The sequence below is a fragment of the Klebsiella sp. YJ genome (genome assembly GCF_002108615.1).
Classification (GTDB): Bacteria; Pseudomonadota; Gammaproteobacteria; order Enterobacterales; family Enterobacteriaceae; genus Klebsiella; species Klebsiella planticola.
Map to the genome: position 1 here is coordinate 42,832 of NZ_MTEG01000005.1, position 20,945 is coordinate 63,776.

Annotated in this window: 21 protein-coding genes and 1 pseudogene; 15 read left to right on the top strand and 7 right to left on the bottom strand. The window is 52.8% G+C overall.

Translation table 11 applies throughout. From position 1 onward, the window contains the following. Positions 1-60: 60 nt before the first annotated feature. The 4 genes from ypdK to BV390_RS06100 all read right to left on the bottom strand — a co-directional run bounded on the left by ypdK (position 61) and on the right by BV390_RS06100 (position 2,161). Positions 61-132, bottom strand: a complete 72-nt coding sequence (gene ypdK / locus BV390_RS30590) for a membrane protein YpdK (RefSeq protein ID WP_099130696.1) — start codon at positions 130-132, stop codon at positions 61-63. 196 nt (positions 133-328) lie between these two features. Further along, the gene (locus tag BV390_RS30595) at positions 329-523 is read right to left on the bottom strand and encodes a hypothetical protein (protein ID WP_139155980.1); all 195 of its coding nucleotides are present in this window, start codon (positions 521-523) and stop codon (positions 329-331) included. Next, on the bottom strand, positions 510-1,706 hold the full coding sequence (locus BV390_RS06095; protein WP_032686583.1) for a cyanate transporter: 1,197 nt from the start codon (positions 1,704-1,706) through the stop codon (positions 510-512). The genes BV390_RS30595 and BV390_RS06095 overlap by 14 nt, the downstream gene beginning before the upstream one ends. Beyond that, positions 1,703-2,161: a nucleoside deaminase gene (locus BV390_RS06100; protein ID WP_032686584.1), complete on the bottom strand. Its 459-nt coding sequence runs from the start codon at positions 2,159-2,161 to the stop codon at positions 1,703-1,705. Before BV390_RS06100 ends, BV390_RS06095 begins: the two co-directional genes overlap by 4 nt. Before the next feature lie 142 nt (positions 2,162-2,303). Between BV390_RS06100 and cynR the strand changes: the two genes are divergently transcribed. Next, positions 2,304-3,203 carry a transcriptional regulator CynR gene (gene cynR, locus BV390_RS06105; RefSeq protein ID WP_085396707.1) on the top strand — a complete coding sequence of 300 codons (900 nt, stop codon included), beginning with the start codon at positions 2,304-2,306 and terminating at the stop codon, positions 3,201-3,203. 10 nt (positions 3,204-3,213) lie between these two features. On the opposite strand, the gene BV390_RS06110 is transcribed toward cynR, so the two are convergent. The 3 genes from BV390_RS06110 to BV390_RS06120 all read right to left on the bottom strand — a co-directional run bounded on the left by BV390_RS06110 (position 3,214) and on the right by BV390_RS06120 (position 4,917). After that, positions 3,214-4,011: a MipA/OmpV family protein gene (locus BV390_RS06110; RefSeq protein WP_032686586.1), complete on the bottom strand. Its 798-nt coding sequence runs from the start codon at positions 4,009-4,011 to the stop codon at positions 3,214-3,216. 210 nt (positions 4,012-4,221) lie between these two features. Next, positions 4,222-4,704 carry a WbuC family cupin fold metalloprotein gene (locus BV390_RS06115; RefSeq protein ID WP_032686587.1) on the bottom strand — a complete coding sequence of 161 codons (483 nt, stop codon included), beginning with the start codon at positions 4,702-4,704 and terminating at the stop codon, positions 4,222-4,224. Then, on the bottom strand, positions 4,705-4,917 hold the full coding sequence (locus tag BV390_RS06120; protein ID WP_085396708.1) for a hypothetical protein: 213 nt from the start codon (positions 4,915-4,917) through the stop codon (positions 4,705-4,707). Positions 4,918-5,333: 416 nt separating this feature from the next. On the opposite strand from BV390_RS06120, the gene tssB reads away from it, so the two are divergent. The 14 genes and pseudogenes from tssB to BV390_RS06195 all read left to right on the top strand — a co-directional run bounded on the left by tssB (position 5,334) and on the right by BV390_RS06195 (position 20,909). Further along, positions 5,334-5,831, top strand: a complete 498-nt coding sequence (gene tssB, locus BV390_RS06125) for a type VI secretion system contractile sheath small subunit (RefSeq protein WP_032699049.1) — start codon at positions 5,334-5,336, stop codon at positions 5,829-5,831. A 95-nt stretch (positions 5,832-5,926) separates the two neighbouring features. After that, the gene (gene tssC / locus BV390_RS06130) at positions 5,927-7,417 is read left to right on the top strand and encodes a type VI secretion system contractile sheath large subunit (RefSeq protein WP_463671388.1); all 1,491 of its coding nucleotides are present in this window, start codon (positions 5,927-5,929) and stop codon (positions 7,415-7,417) included. 17 nt (positions 7,418-7,434) lie between these two features. Next, complete coding sequence (gene tssK, locus BV390_RS06135; RefSeq protein WP_085396710.1) at positions 7,435-8,775, top strand: type VI secretion system baseplate subunit TssK; 1,341 nt, start codon at positions 7,435-7,437, stop codon at positions 8,773-8,775. Then, positions 8,772-9,461, top strand: a complete 690-nt coding sequence (tssL, locus tag BV390_RS06140) for a type VI secretion system protein TssL, short form (protein ID WP_085396711.1) — start codon at positions 8,772-8,774, stop codon at positions 9,459-9,461. The genes tssK and tssL overlap by 4 nt, the downstream gene beginning before the upstream one ends. Further along, positions 9,458-11,168, top strand: a pseudogene (locus tag BV390_RS06145) (OmpA family protein). Before tssL ends, BV390_RS06145 begins: the two are co-directional and overlap by 4 nt. Before the next feature lie 4 nt (positions 11,169-11,172). Continuing rightward, a complete protein-coding gene (hcp, locus tag BV390_RS06150; RefSeq protein WP_032686595.1) occupies positions 11,173-11,664 on the top strand; it encodes a type VI secretion system effector Hcp in 492 nt (163 codons plus the stop codon). 300 nt (positions 11,665-11,964) lie between these two features. Further along, positions 11,965-14,619 (top strand): type VI secretion system ATPase TssH, encoded by a 2,655-nt coding sequence (tssH, locus tag BV390_RS06160; protein ID WP_085396712.1) that lies wholly within the window; start codon positions 11,965-11,967, stop codon positions 14,617-14,619. After that, positions 14,616-17,135, top strand: a complete 2,520-nt coding sequence (locus BV390_RS06165) for a type VI secretion system Vgr family protein (protein WP_085396713.1) — start codon at positions 14,616-14,618, stop codon at positions 17,133-17,135. The genes tssH and BV390_RS06165 overlap by 4 nt, the downstream gene beginning before the upstream one ends. Then, entirely contained in the window at positions 17,128-18,360 is a 1,233-nt protein-coding gene (locus tag BV390_RS06170; RefSeq protein WP_085396714.1) for a hypothetical protein, read from the top strand. The genes BV390_RS06165 and BV390_RS06170 overlap by 8 nt, the downstream gene beginning before the upstream one ends. A 5-nt stretch (positions 18,361-18,365) precedes the next feature. Further along, entirely contained in the window at positions 18,366-18,725 is a 360-nt protein-coding gene (locus tag BV390_RS31440) for a hypothetical protein (protein ID WP_223526082.1), read from the top strand. A gap of 419 nt (positions 18,726-19,144) precedes the next feature. Next, complete coding sequence (locus tag BV390_RS06180; RefSeq protein ID WP_127624805.1) at positions 19,145-19,429, top strand: hypothetical protein; 285 nt, start codon at positions 19,145-19,147, stop codon at positions 19,427-19,429. Between the two features lie 86 nt (positions 19,430-19,515). Next, positions 19,516-19,752, top strand: a complete 237-nt coding sequence (locus BV390_RS06185) for a hypothetical protein (RefSeq protein ID WP_227517228.1) — start codon at positions 19,516-19,518, stop codon at positions 19,750-19,752. Between the two features lie 32 nt (positions 19,753-19,784). After that, positions 19,785-20,132: a hypothetical protein gene (locus tag BV390_RS31445; RefSeq protein WP_227517229.1), complete on the top strand. Its 348-nt coding sequence runs from the start codon at positions 19,785-19,787 to the stop codon at positions 20,130-20,132. Between the two features lie 231 nt (positions 20,133-20,363). Next, positions 20,364-20,909, top strand: coding sequence for a M949_RS01915 family surface polysaccharide biosynthesis protein (locus BV390_RS06195; protein ID WP_369804297.1), 546 nt, complete (start codon positions 20,364-20,366; stop codon positions 20,907-20,909). Positions 20,910-20,945: the final 36 nt, after the last annotated feature.

A 20,945-nucleotide genomic window follows, 5' to 3' on the forward strand; every position in this document is an offset into this window, starting at 1 on the left:
GAAAAGTGCCAACAAAAAACGGGAGCCGCTGGCTCCCGTTTTTTTTGACTCTGGCTGCGCTTAAATCATCAGGGCAAAAGTACCGGCCCAAACGATGACCATAAAAGATACGCCCATAATAAAGTATTTCACGACTCATCACTCCGCGTTCTCGGCGAAACGCCTAAATGAATTTAATCTTCATTGTTGATTTTGATCCGTCGCGGCAAAACCAGAGGATTCTGGCGGCCGCGGCAGGTCGAAATTCTGTGCTGTAACTGCTCCAGATGGCGCTAATGTACGCCTAAAAAATGAGGGAAACAAGAGGCATTTTTTTATTAATTTTTAGTTACTTACGAGTGTCGTGATTCGGCGACACATTAATTTCATTCGGTAATAAATTCCATTCTGGCGACGGCATTTTGCCGTAGCCGCCTTTACGCGATAGCTGTTTGATTTTGGGATTTATTCTATTGGCGATGCCGAGGATGCGCTGCGGGAAACGCGCTCCCGCAGCGCAACATTCGGGCTTAATCGGCGGCATGTTCAGGTTGGCGCCACGCTTGCGGAAAGCGTGCCGGTGCAAAACGCAGGGTGACGCCCATCAGAGCGGCGACGCAGACGGCATGAAACGCCCAGTCCAGCACATAATTACCGCTCAGGCTTCGCAGCAGGCCCGATAACCACGGGGAGGCGCCGGCCACCATAAAACCGATGCCCTGCATAAAGGCCACCAGTCGGCCTGCAATCGCCGGATGGCGGGCGTGATCGAGCGCCAGTACCAGGCACAACGGGAATGCGCCGCCTAACCCTATGCCGCCGCACACAGCCCATAGCAGCGGGAGCTGTAGCGGCAGCCAGATGAACCCACAGAAACCAATAAGCTGCAGCATCAGCGTCAAGAGTAATAGTCTGCGGCGATCGTCGTGACGTGCCAGCATTGGTATCAGCAGCGCGCCTGCGGTCTGGCCGACGGTCATCATGGCCAGCAGGGTTCCGCTAAACTGGGCGCTATAGCCCAACTGCATGTAATAGGGGGGCAGCCAGGCGATCAGACTGGCGTAACCGCCGTTAATCAGGCCGAAGTACAGCCCGAGCGTCCAGGCGCGGCGGCGGCGGAAAACAGACCCGTTTGCCCGGGGCGCGACCTGATGTTGCCCGGTAGGCTGCATGCGGTTGACTGACCACCAGCTAAGCAGCGCTGCGATGGCGGGCAGGGCCCACCAGGCGAGCGCGTAATGCCAAAGGGCGCTGTGCTGCGCCAGCCACGGCGTCAACGCGGCTCCCAGGCCGCCGCCACCCATCAGCGCCGCTGACCACAGGCCCATGACCTGCGGCGTTCGGTGGGGGAACTGACGCTTTATCACCGCCGGAATCGTCGCCTGAATAATACCAATTCCGATCCCGCCGAGCAGGGCGCTACTCAGCAGCAGCCCGCTGTGCGGCGTGAATTCCCGAAGCGCAGCGCCTGAGGCGATCATCATCAGGCTCAGGACAATCCCGCGACTTTCGCTGATATGGCGCTGAGTCCACGGACTTGCCAGCGCCAGCAGTCCCATCGCGATGACCGGGATCGCGGTGAGTAGCGAAACGAGGCTAAACCCCATTCCGCTGGCCTGTTGGAGTTGCGGAAGAAGCGGGCCGATGGAGGTTAAAAGCGGGCGCATATTGATGCCGATCAGCATCAGCACCAGAAGCATCAGGCCGTTGCGCGACGTCGGGTTCATTTGTGCTTATCCGCCCACCGCTGATAAAGCGCGAGGCCCTCGGGCTGAGGGCTATGGTGAATCGGGAGTGATTGCGTTTCCAGCGGTTGACTTAGCTGGTGGTAGATAGCGGCGGTGGAGAGCCGGAAGGGCTCGCCATCCCGGTTACTGTTGGCGAAATAAACCTCGCGTATGCCGGTCAGATAGATAGCGCTCAGGCACATCGGGCAGGGCTGACCGCTGGCATAAATGATGCACTCGCTGAGCACCTGGCTACCCAGACGCTGCGAGACGTCGCGAATGGCGTTGAGTTCGGCATGCGCGGTCGGATCGCCGTTTTGATGCAGGGTATTGACGGCCCGGGCGACAATATCACCCCTGCGGACGATGAGCGCGCCAAACGGACGCCCGCCGTTTTCAACATTGGCTGTGGCGAGGGCGATGGCATGCTGAAGATAGTTATCGTGAACTGACATAGCGGCTCCGGAGAGGAAAGGCTGAGATGTTGCGGGAAGAGGAACTTTACGGTTGTGCACAGGGCCAGAGTACGCATTTTGTTTTATAAGTTAAAAGACTTATTTATGATTGACTCTATTGGTTTTGCTTATAGGGGGGCCCATGCTGCTACGCCATCTCACCTGTTTTCTGGCGGTTGCGGAACATCGCAGTTTTACCCGAGCCGCGTCGGCGCTGCATGTTTCGCAGCCGGCACTTTCACAACAGATCCGCCAGCTTGAAGAGATGCTGGGCGTGCTGTTATTTGACCGCAGCGGGCGGCAGATCCGTTTGACCGATTCCGGCGAGGTCTGGCTCACTTATGCCCGCCGGGTGCTACAGGAGCTGGAAGAGGGCAAACGAGCCCTGCTGGAGGTAGAAGACCTGCAGCGGGGAACGCTGCGGGTGGCGATGACGCCGACGTTTACGACCTACTTTATGGGGCCGCTGGTAGCGGCTTTTTATCAGCGTTATCCGAACATCACGCTGACGATGCGTGAAATGGCCCAGGAACGGATGGAAGCGTTATTGCTTAACGATGAGCTGGATGCCGGGATTGCTTTTGCCGATAGCGGCTCACGGGATATCGTGGCCGCACCTTTATTCAGCGAAACGCTGGCGCTGGTGGTGGGGCGGCATCATCCGCTGGCGGGTCAGCGCCGTATGACGCTGGAGGCGCTCAATCAGCAATCGTTGATTTTATTGAGCGAGGAGTTTGCGACGCGCGGGCAAATCGACTCCTGTTGCCGGCAGCACGGTATTCAGCCAACGGTGCGCATGGAGGCCAATTCTATCAGCGCGATGCTGGCGGTAATTCAACATACCCAGCTTGGGACGCTGTTACCGGCCGCCATCGTACGGGACCGCGACGATCTGGTCGCGGTGGCGCTCACGCCGGTGCTGCTGGAGCGCACGGCCTGCCTGCTGCAGCACAAAGAGGCCTGGCAGAGCGTCGCGACGCGCGCGTTTCGTGCGATGGCATTCCAGATAGCCGGGGAACTTAGCGGTGGGGAAACCTCGTGATAGCGTCCACTTACCAGCTATAGCCGACGGCCAGAATGCCATACAGCTCGCCGTTGTGCTGAACAAGGGGGCTGTCGGCGATATCTTTATCATACAGCTCGTAGTTCGCGGCGAACATGCCGACCCAGTGGGGGCTGAAACGGTAGCTGGTAATAATCGCCGCCATTGGTGAGACGGTGGTGCCGGTATCCCACTGTGGGCGCTGGCTGGTGGCTTCGCTGGCCGAGACGCCGCCAAAATAGTAGTTGGCCATATTGCTACTGCGGATCATCAGTCCCATCCCCGGCATGATCAGCAGATTATCCTTGATGACGGGAAAGTCTGCCCACAAAAGCAACTCTTGCCCATTGCTGCGACCCGTAACGTCGGAACTGATACGGGCGCTCAGCAGCGCATACGGCGTAATCAGCGTGGCGCCGATACCGGCTTCAAACTCGCCTTTTCGCTGCTCCATGCCCTTGAACGCGCTATTATCGCTGGGATCTAAGTTGCCAAATCGCCAGCGGCCATAGCCGTAAAAAGCAACGTTGTCGTCGATATGAAAATAGTAGCGGGCGCGATCGCCGAGATAGATAAACCGATCGCCGAAGTAGAGCCCGCCGGGAATAACGTAAGTTTCATTATTCTGCTTCTCGTAGCGCGCCGTTCCGCTGATGGTTGCGGCTCCCAGCACCACTCCTTTTGGTACCGGACTATTTGGATTCGATGCAGAGAAGATATCGATGGAACCCAGGTCAACCTCGGCGCTGGCGGGCGAACAACACAGCATCAGGGAGCAGAGAGCAGCAGGGTAGCGAAATGGTTTCATCCGGATTCCAAATATGATGAGGGATTATAGAGCTAATACGCGTAGATGCTGTTTTGCAGATAAAGCATTGCTAATGTGAATATATACCAGCGCAGGTCAGTCAGTGGGCGAGTTTTTGTTTTTTCTAAATTTATGCTGGCCGGTTTGATGAGATAGAAAGGTTCTAATCCGCCGCTTCCCGGCAGCGGACTGTTTTTTTAACCGGCCCGGTCAGAGTGAGCGAATGTGCCCGCCGTCGCCAACCTGAGCCTGACGATACCACTCCATCAGTTCAAACGTCCCCGCTTCACCTTCCGCCGGAGCCCACGAGACATAATCCCCGGCAGCAACCGGCTGATAACCGCCGTGTTTGACCTCAAAAATAACGCCGCCGGCGTCCAGCGACAGAACCGCATGCCAGGTCCCGGCATCCATCTCTAGCGCCGTACACTCTTCGCCTAATACGATGCGGCGAGTGACGTAACCGAGATCATCAAAAGTCAGTACCACAAAGCGCCCGCTCAGAGCTAACAGCAGCTCAAAGGTGTGCGGATGACGGTGAGGGCGAATATAGGTTCCCGGTTCCATCGCGATCGCCAGACGTTGTACGGGATCGGTTAATTCCGGGTGAAAATTACGATGTGCACGTAAACGAGGTGAACGCGCTGCCGCGTCGCTCTGCTGTTGCATGTCGCTGAAAGTGATGTATTTCATTTAGCCGCCTGACGTGAGATCTGAGATTGCGAATGGTTTCGCTACGGTGGATGAGCTCTGCACTGCTTTGTCGAAAGCCAGTTGCCGCATTGTATCCATTTCCCTTGGCCGGCGCGCACTGTTTTTCAGTGCATCAAGTGCCGTATCGCCTGGCAAATTCAACACGCTGACGCCATTGACCTTTTGGTGACGTCCTGGAACATGGTGGACCATAGCACGCTCCTTTTTATATATATGACACCTTCCATAAATTCGGATGATTATTCTCTTATGTCTGCGGCGCAAAAATACAACCCATTCATTTTATGAATATCTTCTTACAAAGACATGGCAAGTTTTATATAACTTCGTTTTTAAAGGAGAGTTTTTTCTCTTAATGCCTGCGCAATATTTATTGTTTGAGTGAGGTTGTTGTTTTGAATTTTTTAAATAGTTGAGCGATTTAATCTGAAAATCCAGTGATGATGCGGTGTTTACACCAGTATTAAATGTTTCAGCTGCTGGCTGTAATTATCACCTTTTTTGCCTGCTTTACCTTAAAGCAAATTACTGGTTAAAATAAAAACATATTTTTATATAGCGATACTCTGTCCGGCAAAAGGACTAATTTATTCAGGAGATAAATATATATGTCTGAATCATTTCAGAATGAGATACCTCGTGCGCGTGTAAATATAAAACTGGATCTGGTGACGGGTGGCGCTCAGAAGAAAGTTGAACTGCCGTTGAAGCTCCTGAGTGTTGGTGATTTCAGCAACGGCAAGGCTCAAGGGACGCTTTCAGAGCGCGAAAAAATCAATATCACTATGCGCAATTTCAACAGCGTTCTCGCGGATCTCAATCCTGAAGTTTATCTCACCGTTAAAAATACCCTCGCCAACGATGGTTCCGAAGAGAGTGTGAAACTGGCCTTTCAGGATATGAAGGATTTTGAACCAGAGGCGGTAGCGCGGCAAATTCCACAGCTTCGTGTGATGCTTGCTATGCGTAATTTATTACGTGATTTGAAATCCAATCTGCTGGACAACGTTACTTTCCGGAAAGAACTGGAAATAATTTTAAAAGACCCTGCTCTTTCCGACGAGCTACGCAGTGAATTGAATGCGCTTGCCCTGGGCCAGGATTAATTTCTGGAAACTTTAACGGAATATTAACGAGAAAAATGCTGATGTCAGTAAATAACGAAATCCAGAATGAGGGAAGGGCAGCCACAGTTGAAAAAATGCTGCCGCAGAACGGTGTATATGCCTCACTGTTCGACAAAATTAATTTAAAGCCGGTTGCTGAAATCGGCGGCCTGAATGGATTTGAAGATAATACCGTAATGGCGGAAACCTCGGCCGATGAACGTGTTACCGCCGCTGTTCAGGTTTTCATGCAGTGTCTGCACAAGTCCGGTCAGAAGGTCGAGAAGCTCGATAAGACATTACTCGACCACCATATCGCTGAACTGGATTTCCAGATCAGCCGTCAGCTTGATGAAGTCATGCACAATGACGCGTTCCAGAAAGTGGAGTCCGTGTGGCGTGGCCTTCAGTCCCTGGTGAACAAGACTGACTTTCGCCAGAACGTGAAGCTGGAAATCCTCGATTTGTCCAAAGAAGAGTTGCGTCAGGATTTCGAAGATTCGCCGGAAATTGTCCAGAGCGGCCTGTACAAGCAGACCTACATCGCTGAATACGATACCCCTGGCGGTGAGCCGATTGCGGCAGTGATTTCGGCGTATGAGTTCGATGCCACCGCGCAGGACGTAGCGCTGATGCGTCATATTTCAAAAGTCTCCGCCGCCGCGCACATGCCATTTATTGGCTCTGCGGGGCCGAAATTCTTCCTCAAAGAGACGATGGAAGAGGTGGCGGCTATCAAAGATATCAGCAACTATTTCGAGCGCGCCGAGTACATCAAGTGGCAATCCTTCCGCGACACCGACGACTCGCGGTATATCGGCCTGGTGATGCCGCGCGTGCTTGCTCGCCTGCCGTATGGTCCGGACACCGTACCGGTACGCAGTTTCAACTATGTCGAAGAAGTGAAAGGTCCGGATCACAACAAATACCTGTGGACTCATGCGTCTTTCGCCTTTGCAGCCAACATGGTGAAAAGCTTCATCAATAATGGCTGGTGCGTGCAAATTCGCGGCCCGCAGGCCGGTGGTGCAGTGAAAGATCTGCCGATCCACCTGTATGACCTCGGTACCGGCAACCAGGTGAAAATTCCGTCCGAAGTGATGATCCCGGAAACCCGCGAGTTTGAGTTCTCCAGCCTCGGCTTTATTCCGCTGTCATATTACAAAAACCGCGACTACGCTTGCTTCTTCTCTGCGAACTCCGCCCAGAAACCCGCCCTGTATGACACTGCAGATGCCACGGCCAACAGCCGCATTAACTCGCGTTTGCCATACATCTTCCTGCTGTCGCGCATCGCGCACCACCTGAAGCTTATCCAGCGTGAAAATATCGGTACCACCAAAGATCGCCGCCTGCTGGAGCTGGAACTCAATACCTGGGTGCGCGGTCTGGTCACTGAAATGACCGATCCCGGTGACGAACTTCAGGCTTCTCACCCGCTGCGCGATGCAAAAGTGGTGGTGGAAGACATTGCAGACAACCCGGGCTTTTTCCGCGTGAAGCTGTTCGCCGTGCCGCATTTCCAGGTGGAAGGGATGGATGTCAACCTGTCACTGGTTTCCCAGATGCCGAAAGCCAAATCGTAACGTAAGGCAGGAAGCCGATGAAAACGGAACAACCGTTATGGGGTCGAGGGATTATGGTTTCGCCCCAGCACTTCCAGCAACAGGCCGCGTATGCGGCCTGGTCCGCCGAAGGTATCGCCCGGATGGGTTTATCACAGCCCTGGGGCGTGATAAATGTCGCTTTCGAACCGGAAACACTGAAGCTGGGCCGACTGCAGGCCCGCCATCTGCACATCCGTTTTCCCGACGGGACGCTTATCGACACGGATAATGCTGATGACCTGCCGCCGGTGCTGTCGCTTGAGAGTGAATCACAGGACATGGTGGTAGTTCTGGCCCTTCCGCTGCTGCGGGCAAATGGCGGTAACTGCCTTAAACCTGATGAGGTGGCCGAGCGTCCTGTTCGCTATCGCCAGCGCTGGCGGGATGTCCGCAATATTTTCGGAGATGATACCCGCCAGATTGCGGTGATGCAGCCAGAGCTGACGCTGCGGTTTGCCCATCAAAACAACAGCGATTATCTGGCCTGTCCGGTCGCCCGTCTGCAGCAGGATTCGCAGGGGAACTGGGCACTCGATGAAACCTATCTCCCGCCACTGCTGGCTCTGCAGGGCAACCGCTGGCTGGTGACCCAGCTGGAGCAGCTGATGACGCAACTGCGTGCCCGTCTGAGTCGCCTGATGGATATGCGCCGGGAGAGTAACGAACGAATGGCAGATTTTGCCGTGGCCGACGTGTCACTGTTCTGGCTGCTCAACGCCCTGAACAGCGCTGAGCCCGTGCTCGGACAGTTTCTGCGCCACCCGCAAATCCCGCCTGAGCGTCTGTATCCGGAGCTGGCACGGCTTGCGGGCAGCCTGCTGACCTTCTCACTGGAGCATCAGGTGAGTGCTATTCCGGTCTGGCAGCATGAGCAACTGACTAACGTCTTCCCGCCGCTGTTTGATTTACTGGGCGACCTGCTGGAAGCCAGCCTGCCGTCGCGGGTGGTGGCGATTGAGCTTGAGCATGATGCCCGACTTCACTTCTCGCAGGCTCGTCTGCATGACCCACGTCTGCGCGAAGGCGCTGATTACTATCTCTCCGTGCGTTCACCGATGCCGGTGGCACAGCTGCAGGAACAGTTCCCGCAATTGTGCAAGGTCGGCAGTCCCGATCATGTCAGAAGCATCGTCAATTCATCGCGGGTGGGCGTTCCTCTGACGCCGCTGCGTCATGTGCCGGCAGCTATTCCACTGCGCCTGGAAAACCAGTATTTCAGCCTTGATGTCTCTCATCCTCTGGCCATCGAAATGCTCCAGAGCGGCACCTGTATGTTTTACGTTCCGGGAATGCTTGGCGAGCCTGAACTTGAACTCTTTGCGGTACTGCGAACATGAGTGAGCGTAAACGCGGCGCTGCCGCGTCCATTGATATTGATGCCCTCCTGCAGGACACCTGGCTGCAGGCGATCAGCCTGCGTCATGGCCCGAAATTTCAGGATGGAGAAGGGCGCACGCTGTGGGAGCGCTGCATTGCTGATGTCGAACGTGTCCAGCGTGAGCTGAAAGCGAGCGAACTCGATGAAGCCAGCTGTCAGCATATTCTCACTGCACAGTGTGCGCTGCTTGATGAGGCGGTCAAAGATCGCGGCGTGGAGGATGACGCCTGTGTGCAGTGGTATGACACTCCCCTGCAGGGGCACTTCCTCGGCACCATGGACGCTGGCGATACGTTGTGCGATCGGATGCGTGATGTGTTGCGCGAACCGGCTCCAGACCACGCCGTCGTGACCTGCTTCCAGCGAGTCATGATGCTGGGATTCCTCGGCAGTTTCCGCTCTCTGAACGACCCGGAGCGCCAGAAACTCGTCAGCGCGCTCAGTGAGCATGTCACGCCGTTCAGCTACCCACAAACCCATTCGGTCCTGGCCGAAAGCCGTACCGGATGGGGAATGGGCGGCTGGCTGGCGTCATGGCCCGTGCGTATTGGCCTGAGTGTGGTGGCGGTGGCTGCACTCTGGCTGGGACTGGATCACTGGCTGGATCAGACGCTGCTGACCCTGTTGCCGGGAGCCGTGAAATGAGTCCGGCACAACAGTGCGGGCTTGCGCTGTGGGCCGCCCTGCTCAGCGCCGTGGTCTGCCTGGGTTTTCTGCCGGTCACCCGACTGGTTTCTGCGCTCGTTCTGCTGGTGGTGCTGGGGCTTATCCTGACGCTCTGGTACGCCGCCAGTCGTCGTGCGCAGCATGATGTCATCCTGCGTCTGGATGACCTACCGGAAGCCACTTACCGTCAGCCGTGGTGCTGGTCTGTGGTGATTTGCCGCTGGCATGTATGCAGCAGTCACTGGTGCTCACTGTCACCCAGGGATGCTGGATCCGCGTGGCAGATCATCAGGATCTGCAGCAGGCAGCCCGCCAGGTACTGTGGCTACGCCCTGACTGGGGGCGTCAGCTGTCGGTGATGGTCAGCGTCTGCCCACAGCAACACGCTGACAGCGAGCGCCTTACCAGTCGTCTGTTGGCCCTGCGCTGGCAAATCAGCCGCCTGCGTAAAGAAACCGGTCATTCTGTGCCGCTGGTTCTGAATGGTCAGGTTGGCAGCGCGATGACGAATGACATGCTCTGGCAGGCGGCTATCCCGGGAGAAGGGGGGAGGGTCTGGCGTGAATCTTCAGCGCCGGGCTCCATTGCAGCCTGGGTTGCCACCGGTGGTGCTATGGCGATGCAGCAACAGGTGCTGATGAACAGCCTGATGAGCTGGTTCCATCAGCACGTCAAAGCCGTGTTTATGGATGAAAACCCCGATATTCCCGTCATTGCACCTGTTGCGGTGCTGTGGGGAATGGGGCCGATTCTTGCCGGAAGTCTGGCCACATCGGCCTGGACGGGGTGGCTTTCCCGCCACACTGCGATGCAGCAGGTTGCGGGCTGGCAGCCGGTGGGAACGGACAGTACGGTTATCTCCCCGTTGCCGGATTTTATCCTGCCGCTGCTGCCTGAAGGGCGAGGCCTGACGCCGCGTGGGCGAGCCTTCCGTTATTCGCTCGGGATCCTCACGCTGGCGGCCATTGCTGCGCTGCTCAGCAGTGGCTGGAACAATCACCAGTTGCTGCAGCGTGTGAGCTTCGATATTGCCCGCTATGACCGTATCCCGATGCATGATTTCGGACCAAAAGCCGACGCCGTTACCGTCCTGCGTGACGATGCGGAACAGCTGGATAGCTGGGTGCGCAATGGCGTACCGGCCCGGATGAGCTTCGGTCTGTATCAGGGTGAGCGGCTGCGAATGCCTGTGCTGGATGCGATCCGCTCCTGGGTGCCCCCGCCCCGCCGCCTGAACCGCAGCCGAAATCCAAACCGGTAACGAAAATTGCGCGCCTCGACAGCATGTCGCTGTTCGACTCCGGGCAGTCCGTGTTGAAACCCGGTTCTACCAAACTGCTGGTCAACTCGCTGGTCGACATTAAGGCAAAGCCGGGCTGGCTGATTGTGGTCGCCGGCTATACGGATAACACCGGCACTTCGCAACTGAACCAGAGGCTTTCTCAGAAACGTGCCGAAGCCGTGCGCGACTGGATGCGCGATACCGGCGACGTGCCGGAAAGCTGTTTTGCGGTGCAGGGCTATGGCGCAAGCCGTCCTGCTGCAACCAACGACACTCCGGAGGGCCGTGCGCTCAACCGCCGTGTCGAAATCAGTCTGGTACCGCAGGCCAGTGCCTGTCAGATACCTGGCAAAACCCCGGCGTCATCGCAGGATGATGGCGCATCACTACACAATGGAGAGTAATTCCATGGCAATTCCTGTTTATCTTTGGCTGAAAGACGACGGCGGCGCGGACATTAAAGGGTCTGTGGACGTTCAGGATCGCGAAGGCAGCATCGAAGTGGTGGCGCAGCAGCATAACCTGTACATCCCGACCGATAACAACACCGGCAAACTGACGGGTACCCGTATCCACACGCCGTTCCTGTTCACCAAGGAAATCGATTCGTCCAGCCCGTATCTGTACAAGGCGGTGACCACCGGTCAGACCCTCAAGTCTGCGGAATTCAAGTGGTACAAAATCAACGACGCAGGCCAGGAAGTGGAGTACTTCAACACCAGACTCGAAAACGTAAAAGTGGTGAAAGTGAACCCGGTGATGCACGACATCAAGGATCCCTCTTTCGAGAAACACAACCACCTTGAGCAGATTGAGCTGCGTTACGAAAAAATCACCTGGACCTACAAAGACGGCAACATCATTCATTCCGATTCGTGGAACGAACGCGCCACCGCCTAAGTTACTCGTCATATTTCGCGCGGTAACGGTGTTGGCTGCGTTCGCTCACCCCGGTCACTTACCGCTGTAAGCTCCCGGGGATTCGCGAACTTGCCGCCTTGTTACTGCACGAACTATTTAGAGTAACCACTCAGACGGACAGTCCTCTCTGTCCGCTTTTTTTGTCTTTGCTGAGCGTCTGCCCACGCGGGCGTTGAGCAAAGAACCCACAATCTGCCAGCCGACCGGATGCGCTTTGGTCCCCTTCACGGGAAACAGCGAGGGGCGGTAGCGTGTCCAGGAACCGACAAAGAGAGACTCATGGAAAATCCAGCCATCCTGCTGCGACGTCTGAACCCTTACTGTGCCCGTGCGATGGAAGGGGCGGCCTCGCTCTGCCAGAGCCGCGCGCATGCGGAAATTCTTCCGGAGCACTGGTTGTTGAAACTGCTGGAGCAGGGGGAAGGCGATCTCACGGTGCTGGCCCGTCGCTACGAATGGGATATGGACAGCATCTGGCAGGATTTGCTCGGCTGGCTGGATAAACAACCGCGCTCAGTGCGCCACCGACCGCAGCTCTCGGAAAACATCCAGACGCTGATGCAGGAAGCCTGGCTGATTGCCTCCCTTAATGGAGAAGAGCAAATCCGTAGCCTCCATTTGCTGATGGCGCTGGTCGGTAAGCCAAAACTGGCCCACTGTGACGGACTGTGGCCACTGCTGACGATGGGTCAGAGTCAGTTGGTGCGCCTGCGTCCATTGCTTGATGCACAGTCTGATGAACGTCCCGAAGTACAGCAGGAAGCTGAACTGGCGCAGAGCCATGGCGGGGGAGTGGCGTTTGTCGGGCGCCCGGTTGGGGCTGAAGTGCAAGAGAGCGAGCTCAGCCCGGCATTACAAAACGCGCTGGATAAATTCACCCTCGACGTCACCGCCAAAGCGAAGGAAGGCAAAATCGACCCGGTGTTTGGCCGTGATACGGAAATCCGCCAGATGGTGGACATTCTCTCGCGTCGCCGTAAAAACAACCCGATCCTGGTCGGTGAGCCAGGCGTGGGGAAAACCGCGCTGGTGGAAGGTCTCGCACTCAGAATCGCCGAAGGCAACGTACCGGAATCGCTCAAACCTGTTGTTCTGCGCACGCTTGACCTCGGCCTGCTGCAGGCGGGCGCCAGCGTGAAGGGCGAATTTGAACAGCGCCTGAAAAACGTCATCGATGCCGTGCAACAGTCATCCACACCGGTTCTGCTGTTTATCGATGAGGCGCATACCATCATTGGTGCCGGTAATCAGGCCGGGGGCGCAGACGCCGCCAACCTGCTGAAACCGGCGCTGGCGCGAGGCGAACTGCGCACCATCGCCGCGACCACCTGGTCCGAATACAAGCAGTACTTCGAACGCGATGCTGCCCTGGAGCGTCGCTTCCAGATGGTGAAGGTGGACGAGCCGGATGATGGCACGGCGTGTCTGATGCTGCGTGGTCTGAAATCCCGCTATGCTGAGCACCACAACGTGCACATTACCGATGATGCCGTGCGAGCTGCCGTCACGCTTTCTCGCCGTTATCTGACGGGCCGTCAGTTGCCGGACAAGGCCGTTGACCTCCTCGACACTGCCAGCGCCCGCGTGCGCATGAGCCTCGATACCGTCCCGGAACCGCTGACCCGCATCCGCTCACAGATTACCGCTCTGGAAATGGAGAAGCAGGCGCTGCTGGAGGATATCGCGCTTGGCAATCAGAGCCACGGTAAACGCCTGAGCGCCATTGAGCAGGAAGAGAACGACCTCATCGTTGCGCTCGACGAGCTGGAAACCCAGTACGGTCAGGAGCTGAAACTCACCGAACAACTGCTGGAAAGCCGCCAGGATATCTCCCGTCAGAGTGAGACTCACACGCTGCAACAGGAGCTGAACGGCATGCAGGGCAGCCACCCATTGCTCTGCGTTGATGTGGATGTGCGTACCGTTGCAACGGTGATTGCTGACTGGACGGGCGTACCGCTGTCCTCGCTGATGAAAGACGAGCAGACCGGGCTGCTGACCCTGGAAAACGAAATCGGTAAGCGCGTCGTCGGACAGGATGTGTCCCTCAATGCCATTGCTCAGCGCCTGCGTGCCGCCAAAACCGGACTCACCTCCGAGAATGGCCCGCAGGGCGTGTTCCTGCTGGTGGGCCCGAGCGGCGTGGGGAAAACCGAAACCGCGCTGGCGCTGGCGGACGTGATGTACGGCGGGGAAAAATCGCTGATTACCATCAATCTGTCGGAATACCAGGAGCCGCACACCGTTTCTCAACTGAAGGGTTCACCTCCGGGTTACGTCGGTTACGGGCAGGGCGGGATCCTCACCGAAGCCGTGCGCAAGCGCCCGTACAGCGTGGTGCTGCTCGATGAAGTGGAAAAAGCCCACCGTGATGTGATGAATCTGTTCTATCAGGTGTTCGATCGCGGCTTTATGCGCGACGGCGAAGGTCGAGAAATCGACTTCCGCAACACGGTTATTCTGATGACCTCCAACCTCGGCAGCGACCCTCTGATGCAGCTTCTGGACGAACAACCGGAAGCCAGCGAGGGCGACCTGCACGAACTGCTGCGCCCGATCCTGCGCGATCATTTTCAGCCCGCGCTACTCGCCCGCTTCCAGACCGTAATTTTCCGGCCTTTGGCTGAAACCGCCATGCGCACTATCGTGGAAATGAAGCTCGCCCAGGTCAGTAAACGCTTGCACCGCCACTACGGCCTGATCACCTGTATCGATGACCGCTTGTACGACGTACTGACCGCCGCCTGCCTGCTTCCGGATACCGGCGCGCGTAACGTGGAGAGCTTACTCAATCAGCAAATCCTGCCCGTACTGAGCCAGCAGCTGTTGACCTATATGGCTGCAAAACAGAAGCCGCAATTCCTGATGCTCGGCTGGAGCGAGGATGAGGGGATCTCACTGGATTTCAACCGCACTGAAGGAGTGAACGCATGAGCAACCATCCCCCGATAAGATTCAGCCACAACCACCACTGGCTTTCGGTGAAGGGGTGTGAAGCCGAGCTTGATGTGCTGGCATTTGAAGGCAACGAAGCCCTGAGTAAACCGTTCAGCTACCGCATTGAATTTACCAGTGGCGACCATGCCATCAGTAAAGAGATGATGCTGATGAAGCCCGCCTCCCTGACGCTGCAGGCCCCGGTTGATCAGGGTTACGGCAGTAAAATGCAGCAGCCGGTGCGGGTGATTCAGGGAGTGGTGACGGGCTTTGAACGCTTCGGCACCTCAAAAGATGAAACCCATTACGCCCTGACGCTGCAGCCGCGCCTGGCGCTGCTTGACCGTTCGCACCAGAATGCCATTTATCAGGATATGTCAGTGCCGCAAATCGTGGAAAAAATCCTGCGCGAGCGCCACGGCATGCGCGGTCAGGATTTTCTGTTCTCGCTTGCAAAAGAGTATCCGCGCCGTGAGCAGGTGATGCAGTACGGCGAGGACGACCTGCGCTTTATCTCCCGCCTGCTGGGCGAAGTCGGTATCTGGTTCCGCTTTACCACCGATACCCGCCTGAACATCGACGTGGTGGAGTTTTACGACGGTCAGCAGGGGTATGGAAAAGGCCTGACCCTGCCATCAGTTCCGCCATCAGGACAGCATTCACAAGGCGTGGACTCGGTGTGGGGCATGGAGAGTCACCATAACGTGGTGCAGAAGCAGGTCAGCACCCGTGATTACAACTACCGTCAGGCGACGGAAGACATGAACACCCAGGTGAATGCGACCCGCGGGGATGCCACCACCTACGGTGATGCCTATCACTATGCCGATAACTATCTGACTCAGGGGAGTACCTGGGACCGCAATCCGGCCCCGGAGTCCGGGGCGTTTTACGCCCGCATTCGTCATGAGCGTTACCTGAATGGCCAGACGCAGACCCGTGCCATCACCAGCTGCCCGACCCTCTCGCCGGGTCAGGTACTGAAAGTCACCGGCGGCTACGAAGTGGCCGACGTGTTTGCTCATGGCGTGGTTATCACAGCCCTGCGCACGCATGCCCGCCGCGATAAGGACCTGGCGGTTGATTTTGACGGGATCCCGGACAGCACTGATTTCAGTTTCCGTCCTGAGCCTGGCTCACGCCCGGTGATGGCCGGTACCTTACCGGCCCGCGTCACCAGTACCACCGAAAACGACACCTACGGCCATATCGATAAAGACGGCCGTTACCGGGTCAACATGCTGTTTGATCGTGATAACCGGGAGACCGGGTTCGAGAGCCTGTGGGTGCGCCAGTCACGCCAATATGCAGGAGATACCTACGGTCTGCACCTGCCGCTGCTGGCGGGCACCGAAGTGGCGATTGGCTTTGAGGACGGTAACCCGGACAGGCCGTACATTTCCGGTGTGCTGCATGACTCGGCGCACGGTGACCATGTCACTATCCGCAACTACAAACGTAACGTCCTGCGCACCCCGGCGAACAACAAAATTCGCCTCGACGATGAACGCGGGAAAGAGCATATCAAGGTTTCCACGGAATACGGCGGCAAGAGCCAGCTGAATCTCGGGCACCTGGTCGACAGCGAAAAACAACAGCGCGGTGAGGGTTTTGAACTCAGAACCGACAGCTGGGGAGCCATCCGGGCGCAGAAGGGCATCTTCATCAGTGCGGACGGGCAGGCGAAAGCACAGGACCAGGTACTGGAGATGCAGCCAGCGGTCAGCAATCTGGGTGGTGCCCGGGAGCAGATGACGTCCATCTCCGATGATGCGCAGAAGGCGACCGCGAACCCGGCCGATCTCCAGGCGCAAATTAAACTGCTGGAACAGCAGCTGACAGACCTCAAAAAATCAGTACTGCTGCTCAGCGCACCGGATGGAATGGCGCTGACCAGCGGGCAACATCTGCAGGTATCTGCAGGGCAGAACCTGATAGCTACTGCCGGTAAAAATGCCGACGTCAGCGTGGTGAAAAATCTGTTCATCGGGGTGGGTAATGCCCTGAGTGTGTTTGTTCGTAAGCTGGGGATCAAGCTTATTGCAAATCAGGGACCTGTGAAGGTGCAGGCACAAAACGATCTGATGGAATTGCTGGCACGTAAAGAAATCAGCATTGTCAGCACGGAAGATGAAATTAAAATCATCGCGAAGAAGAAGCTGACGGTAAACGGCGGGGGGAGTTACATCACTCTGGATGGTAATGCTATTGAATCTGCGACGATGGGAGATTTCAGGACAAGAGCAGGCCATTACACCAGACAGACAAGAGCGCAACATAAGCCTGAGATTTCACCTTTAGCCAATGCTATCGACGACGGTAGCCACAATATTCGTTATTTGTGTGCAGATGATAATGGAATACCGATGCTGAATACTCCTTACAGAGCATTTTTGGCTGATGGCTCAGTACTGGAAGGTGTCAGTGATAGTGAGGGGTATACGAAGTTGTTTACTTCTGCGCAGGCTCAGGATGTATTGCTGCATATGATGCCGGGAGTTATCAATGCCTAAGTATAATATTTATACAAAAATTGAATCGAATGTTCCCACATCTGACCTTTTTTATGACCTCAATGTGTATAAAACTGACGGTAATAATAAAAAGCATGTTCTGCTGTCAGTGACGCAACAACCAATAGACCCTAGTTATTATACTCAGCCTCATGATACGAATGAGACTGAGGATGATTTGTCAGTGATCTACATTATAGAAATTAACCTATACCGCAAACACGGAGGTAAGCTGATTTCAGTGCTATCATCCCCGTCTAAAAAAATGTATAAACTTGGGGAAATGGTTTCCGGGCAGGCTTACTCTAAAAGCAAACGAGAGAATGTCTGTTATTTTGAGACTAAAGCTCAGACAAAGTCTGTCAATAGCAATGGTGATGACAATATACATAATGTATATATCACTTGTCTACCGAGGTTCTTTGTTGCGCTGGAGCATCCAGTAGGAGATCCATTAGACCCTTTTACAAAAAATATTATAATAAATGAGCTTGATACCAGAAAGGCTGCTTCTCTGTTGGGGCCTGAAGGGGAATATTACCCAGATCAGTATTACTCGATGCTATGTGGTCCGGCAGCATTTTACTATTGTTTAATGATGGACCGATATGATGTTTATGAGCAACTGGTCTGGGATCTGTGGAATCATGGCAAAGCAATGCTGGGCTCTTTCTTACTTCAACCAAGCACTAGCACGATGAAGGTGAACGATTTGTTTGCAGGGGCGAGTCATCCTCGAGTTTCCGCGATCGATTGGATTACAATGGCCAGTTTGCGTGACTCTTCTAATAATTTATTAAAATATGACTCAGTTGGAGATAAAGCATCTGCAATAACATTGTGGGGCGATATTGAAAAATGGATGTTGAATGCAGGTGCACATAAAATATTCAGTAATATAAGTTTGTATCATAGCAGCTTAAGTGATATATGTAATCTAAACTCATTAATGAATGATGATGTCCATATTTTTAGTTTGATCTCTGCGGGTATGCTCCAACAGGGCGCAGATGTTCCATTCAAAGATCATTGGATAGTTTGGGATGGAGAGTTAAAGTTAGTTAACGGGGGAAGTATTACTAACGAAACCAATTTAGAAGAACTTGTCTCGTTGAGGCTCTTTTCATGGGGTGAAGTTAAAGATAATGCGCTCCGGGCATCATTAACATTGGGTGAATTTCTAAGCCATACTTTTGGGGGGATGGTATTTACAAAAATACCATAATTAACATGAGTAAATATTGTGCGGTTTTTGTTTTTTTATTTTTAACTGGGTGTGGTAATCAGATTGTATTCGAACCCAATAAATTGCCTGAAGCATTTGTTGGTCAGGAATACTATGTTCCAATTACCATATCTGGAGGTACAGGACCGGTTGTTGATTTGAGTTATGAAATCCATCCATCAAATTCGGGATTAAAGTTGGTGTTTGTTGAAAAGAAATATTATACGAAACACATATATAATAACTTTACCATACAAGGCAAGCCTGAAGCACAAGGAGTAATAACAATCAGTATAAAGGGCGGTGTCGTTGCTAGTGCTGGGCAAGATTTTAAACGAAAATATGAAATTAATGTATTAAAATAAATTAATAATAAGGATTTAGCTCATATGCAAAACAAGATTATAGAGTTGTAACTCTCATATCCGCAGGGATGTTAAAAGGATGGGGCAATGGTGACTCATCGTCAAAGAACCACTGGATCGTTTGGGATGAGCCTGTTTGTAAGGTTGATAGCGGAGATATTACTCCCAAAGATAGTGATGAATTAATTGAACTGAAGCTTTTCTCTTGGGGAAGCGTTGATTGGCAAACAAAAGATAAAAGCAGCCTTAACTACTTCGCTCGGCATGTTTTTTGAGGGTTGGTTTTTAAATCAATGAAATAAGAATGAAAAAAAATAATAGTTTTTATTATTTTCTTTGTTTCTGCCTGTGCAAATCCAGCACCGAATTTTTCACCAAGAGGAAATGAACTCCCAGATGGAATTGTGGGGCAAGCCTATTTGGCTGAAGTTGAAATAACTAATGCTGTTTTGTTCAAAGAAAATATCGGCGTAGATATCTTACCTATAAACTCAGGTCTGATATGGAATCCTGAAATGATTACCTTAAAAAGGGGAGGGCGGGAAAGAGAGGTGGAGGACTACCATCACATAATAATTAGTGGAAAGCCCCAAGAAAACGGTGAAATATTGATTCATATTAATGGATACTCTATGGGAACATCAACACCGGGAAGAAAAATTGATAAATCATATATAATAAGAATAAATTACAGCGGAAAGTAATATTATGCACTGATACGCTAATGAAAGGATCGTGGACTGGGCATGTTGCTTTTATATATTGCTAGTTTAAAGATGGGGAGATAGGTGTGCTAGGTGGAAATCAAGGAGATAGTGTTACGATAAATCCATTATATCAAGTCTATATAAATGGGCGTTTAGGTTATGAATTGATTGGATATTATGTGCCTAAATCGTATTATCCACATGCACAAGGATTTATTACTTCAGGTGCAAAAGAGCAACCAACAATGTCTAACATCGGAGAGTTGCGTAAAAGCCTGGGGGCGAATGACTCTTCTAAAGATGATGAGAGAACAAGATAATTAAATCTAATGGTATTTTTTTGGAGAGTGATATGAAATTCTTTTATTTTATTTTATTTTATTTTATTTTACTGTTTAGTTATGGTTCTTATGCTTCAGCTGAAGAATGTATAAATAAGTCGGATGTGGATTCATTGATAGGAGTTTTTAAAAATAATGACAAGCAATCATTAATTATTTTTTCTTCTGGTGCTATAAAGGGTGATATTGAGCAGGATGAACTCGTTCTAAATAAAAAAGCACTCTTGTTAATATGTCTGAGGTTTATTATGGCTGGGGTGTGGATAAGAATTCTAAATATCCAATGCATTCGTCGCCAGTTTTCCCTGGTGAGAGGGTATGTGTGTGGAATATTTCTTTTGCATTACCAGAGTCCATGAGGAAAAAATGTGACGATGATGGTGCATATGGATACTTTATTGATTTTAAGAAAAATGGAGGGGAGTTGTCATTATACAGATTTACTTCCTTGTTTGATGCTCTTCCTGATGGGACCTTAGCGTGCAAGGCTGCAAACAAATTTATGTTCCCCAAGTGAACTTGAAAGCGATTTATCTTACAGCCGATGAGATAATATTCACTACATCTAATAATGGATATGTAAATGAAATATTTCTTTCACTTCCCATTTTAAATTTATTTGCATATTATTGATTGTTCAATGCCCCTCCGTTTTTGCTAAGGATTTGTTCATTAATAGAACTTGGATTGACGATTCTGGTGAGCATAACTTAGTGATAGAAAAGGGGGTTGCTAAAAACAACTCTGGTGAGTATTTGTCAGTAAAACAAGTAACAGGAGGGAATGTTGATTGGGTTCTTAACGATTATGTTAATGACTGCGAAGTTGATATCAATCTGGATGTGATAACTAAAGCAATTGAGATAAGTCGGGCTTTTTCTAATAACGAAGCGACAGTTCTGTTCGCGTATAAAATTGGATGCATCGGTGGGTTAGATCCTGTTACTGTGAAGTGCTTTGCATATAAAAATGGAGTGAAATATGCCTTGAGAGGGGAGGAGCATATTGTTGTTGGAAATGGCAGTTATGGTGGGGGAAATCCACCGATTCCAGATTCTAATTTAAGAGGTGATAAACCTCTTCTGGATTACATGCTGAAAAAATGGAAGGCCATTTCAACAACAAAAATAAATTAGCGCTCTGATTTCTGTTTTTCTTTAACAGAAAGGATG

Bases quoted from the DNA above. Each gene is read 5' to 3' on its own strand.
- BV390_RS06100 (WP_032686584.1), bottom strand. From the start codon at position 2,161: ATGTCAGTTCACGATAACTATCTTCAGCATGCCATCGCCCTCGCCACA.
- BV390_RS06110 (WP_032686586.1), bottom strand. From the start codon at position 4,011: ATGAAACCATTTCGCTACCCTGCTGCTCTCTGCTCCCTGATGCTGTGT.
- tssK (WP_085396710.1), top strand. From the start codon at position 7,435: ATGAAAACGGAACAACCGTTATGGGGTCGAGGGATTATGGTTTCGCCC.
- BV390_RS31440 (WP_223526082.1), top strand. From the start codon at position 18,366: ATGAGTAAATATTGTGCGGTTTTTGTTTTTTTATTTTTAACTGGGTGT.
- tssH (WP_085396712.1), top strand. From the start codon at position 11,965: ATGGAAAATCCAGCCATCCTGCTGCGACGTCTGAACCCTTACTGTGCC.
- BV390_RS31445 (WP_227517229.1), top strand. From the start codon at position 19,785: ATGAAATTCTTTTATTTTATTTTATTTTATTTTATTTTACTGTTTAGT.
- hcp (WP_032686595.1), top strand. From the start codon at position 11,173: ATGGCAATTCCTGTTTATCTTTGGCTGAAAGACGACGGCGGCGCGGAC.
- BV390_RS06095 (WP_032686583.1), bottom strand. From the start codon at position 1,706: ATGAACCCGACGTCGCGCAACGGCCTGATGCTTCTGGTGCTGATGCTG.
- tssB (WP_032699049.1), top strand. From the start codon at position 5,334: ATGTCTGAATCATTTCAGAATGAGATACCTCGTGCGCGTGTAAATATA.
- BV390_RS06115 (WP_032686587.1), bottom strand. From the start codon at position 4,704: ATGAAATACATCACTTTCAGCGACATGCAACAGCAGAGCGACGCGGCA.
- tssL (WP_085396711.1), top strand. From the start codon at position 8,772: ATGAGTGAGCGTAAACGCGGCGCTGCCGCGTCCATTGATATTGATGCC.
- cynR (WP_085396707.1), top strand. From the start codon at position 2,304: ATGCTGCTACGCCATCTCACCTGTTTTCTGGCGGTTGCGGAACATCGC.
- BV390_RS30595 (WP_139155980.1), bottom strand. From the start codon at position 523: ATGCCGCCGATTAAGCCCGAATGTTGCGCTGCGGGAGCGCGTTTCCCG.
- tssC (WP_463671388.1), top strand. From the start codon at position 5,927: ATGCTGCCGCAGAACGGTGTATATGCCTCACTGTTCGACAAAATTAAT.
- BV390_RS06170 (WP_085396714.1), top strand. From the start codon at position 17,128: ATGCCTAAGTATAATATTTATACAAAAATTGAATCGAATGTTCCCACA.
- BV390_RS06120 (WP_085396708.1), bottom strand. From the start codon at position 4,917: ATGGTCCACCATGTTCCAGGACGTCACCAAAAGGTCAATGGCGTCAGC.
- BV390_RS06165 (WP_085396713.1), top strand. From the start codon at position 14,616: ATGAGCAACCATCCCCCGATAAGATTCAGCCACAACCACCACTGGCTT.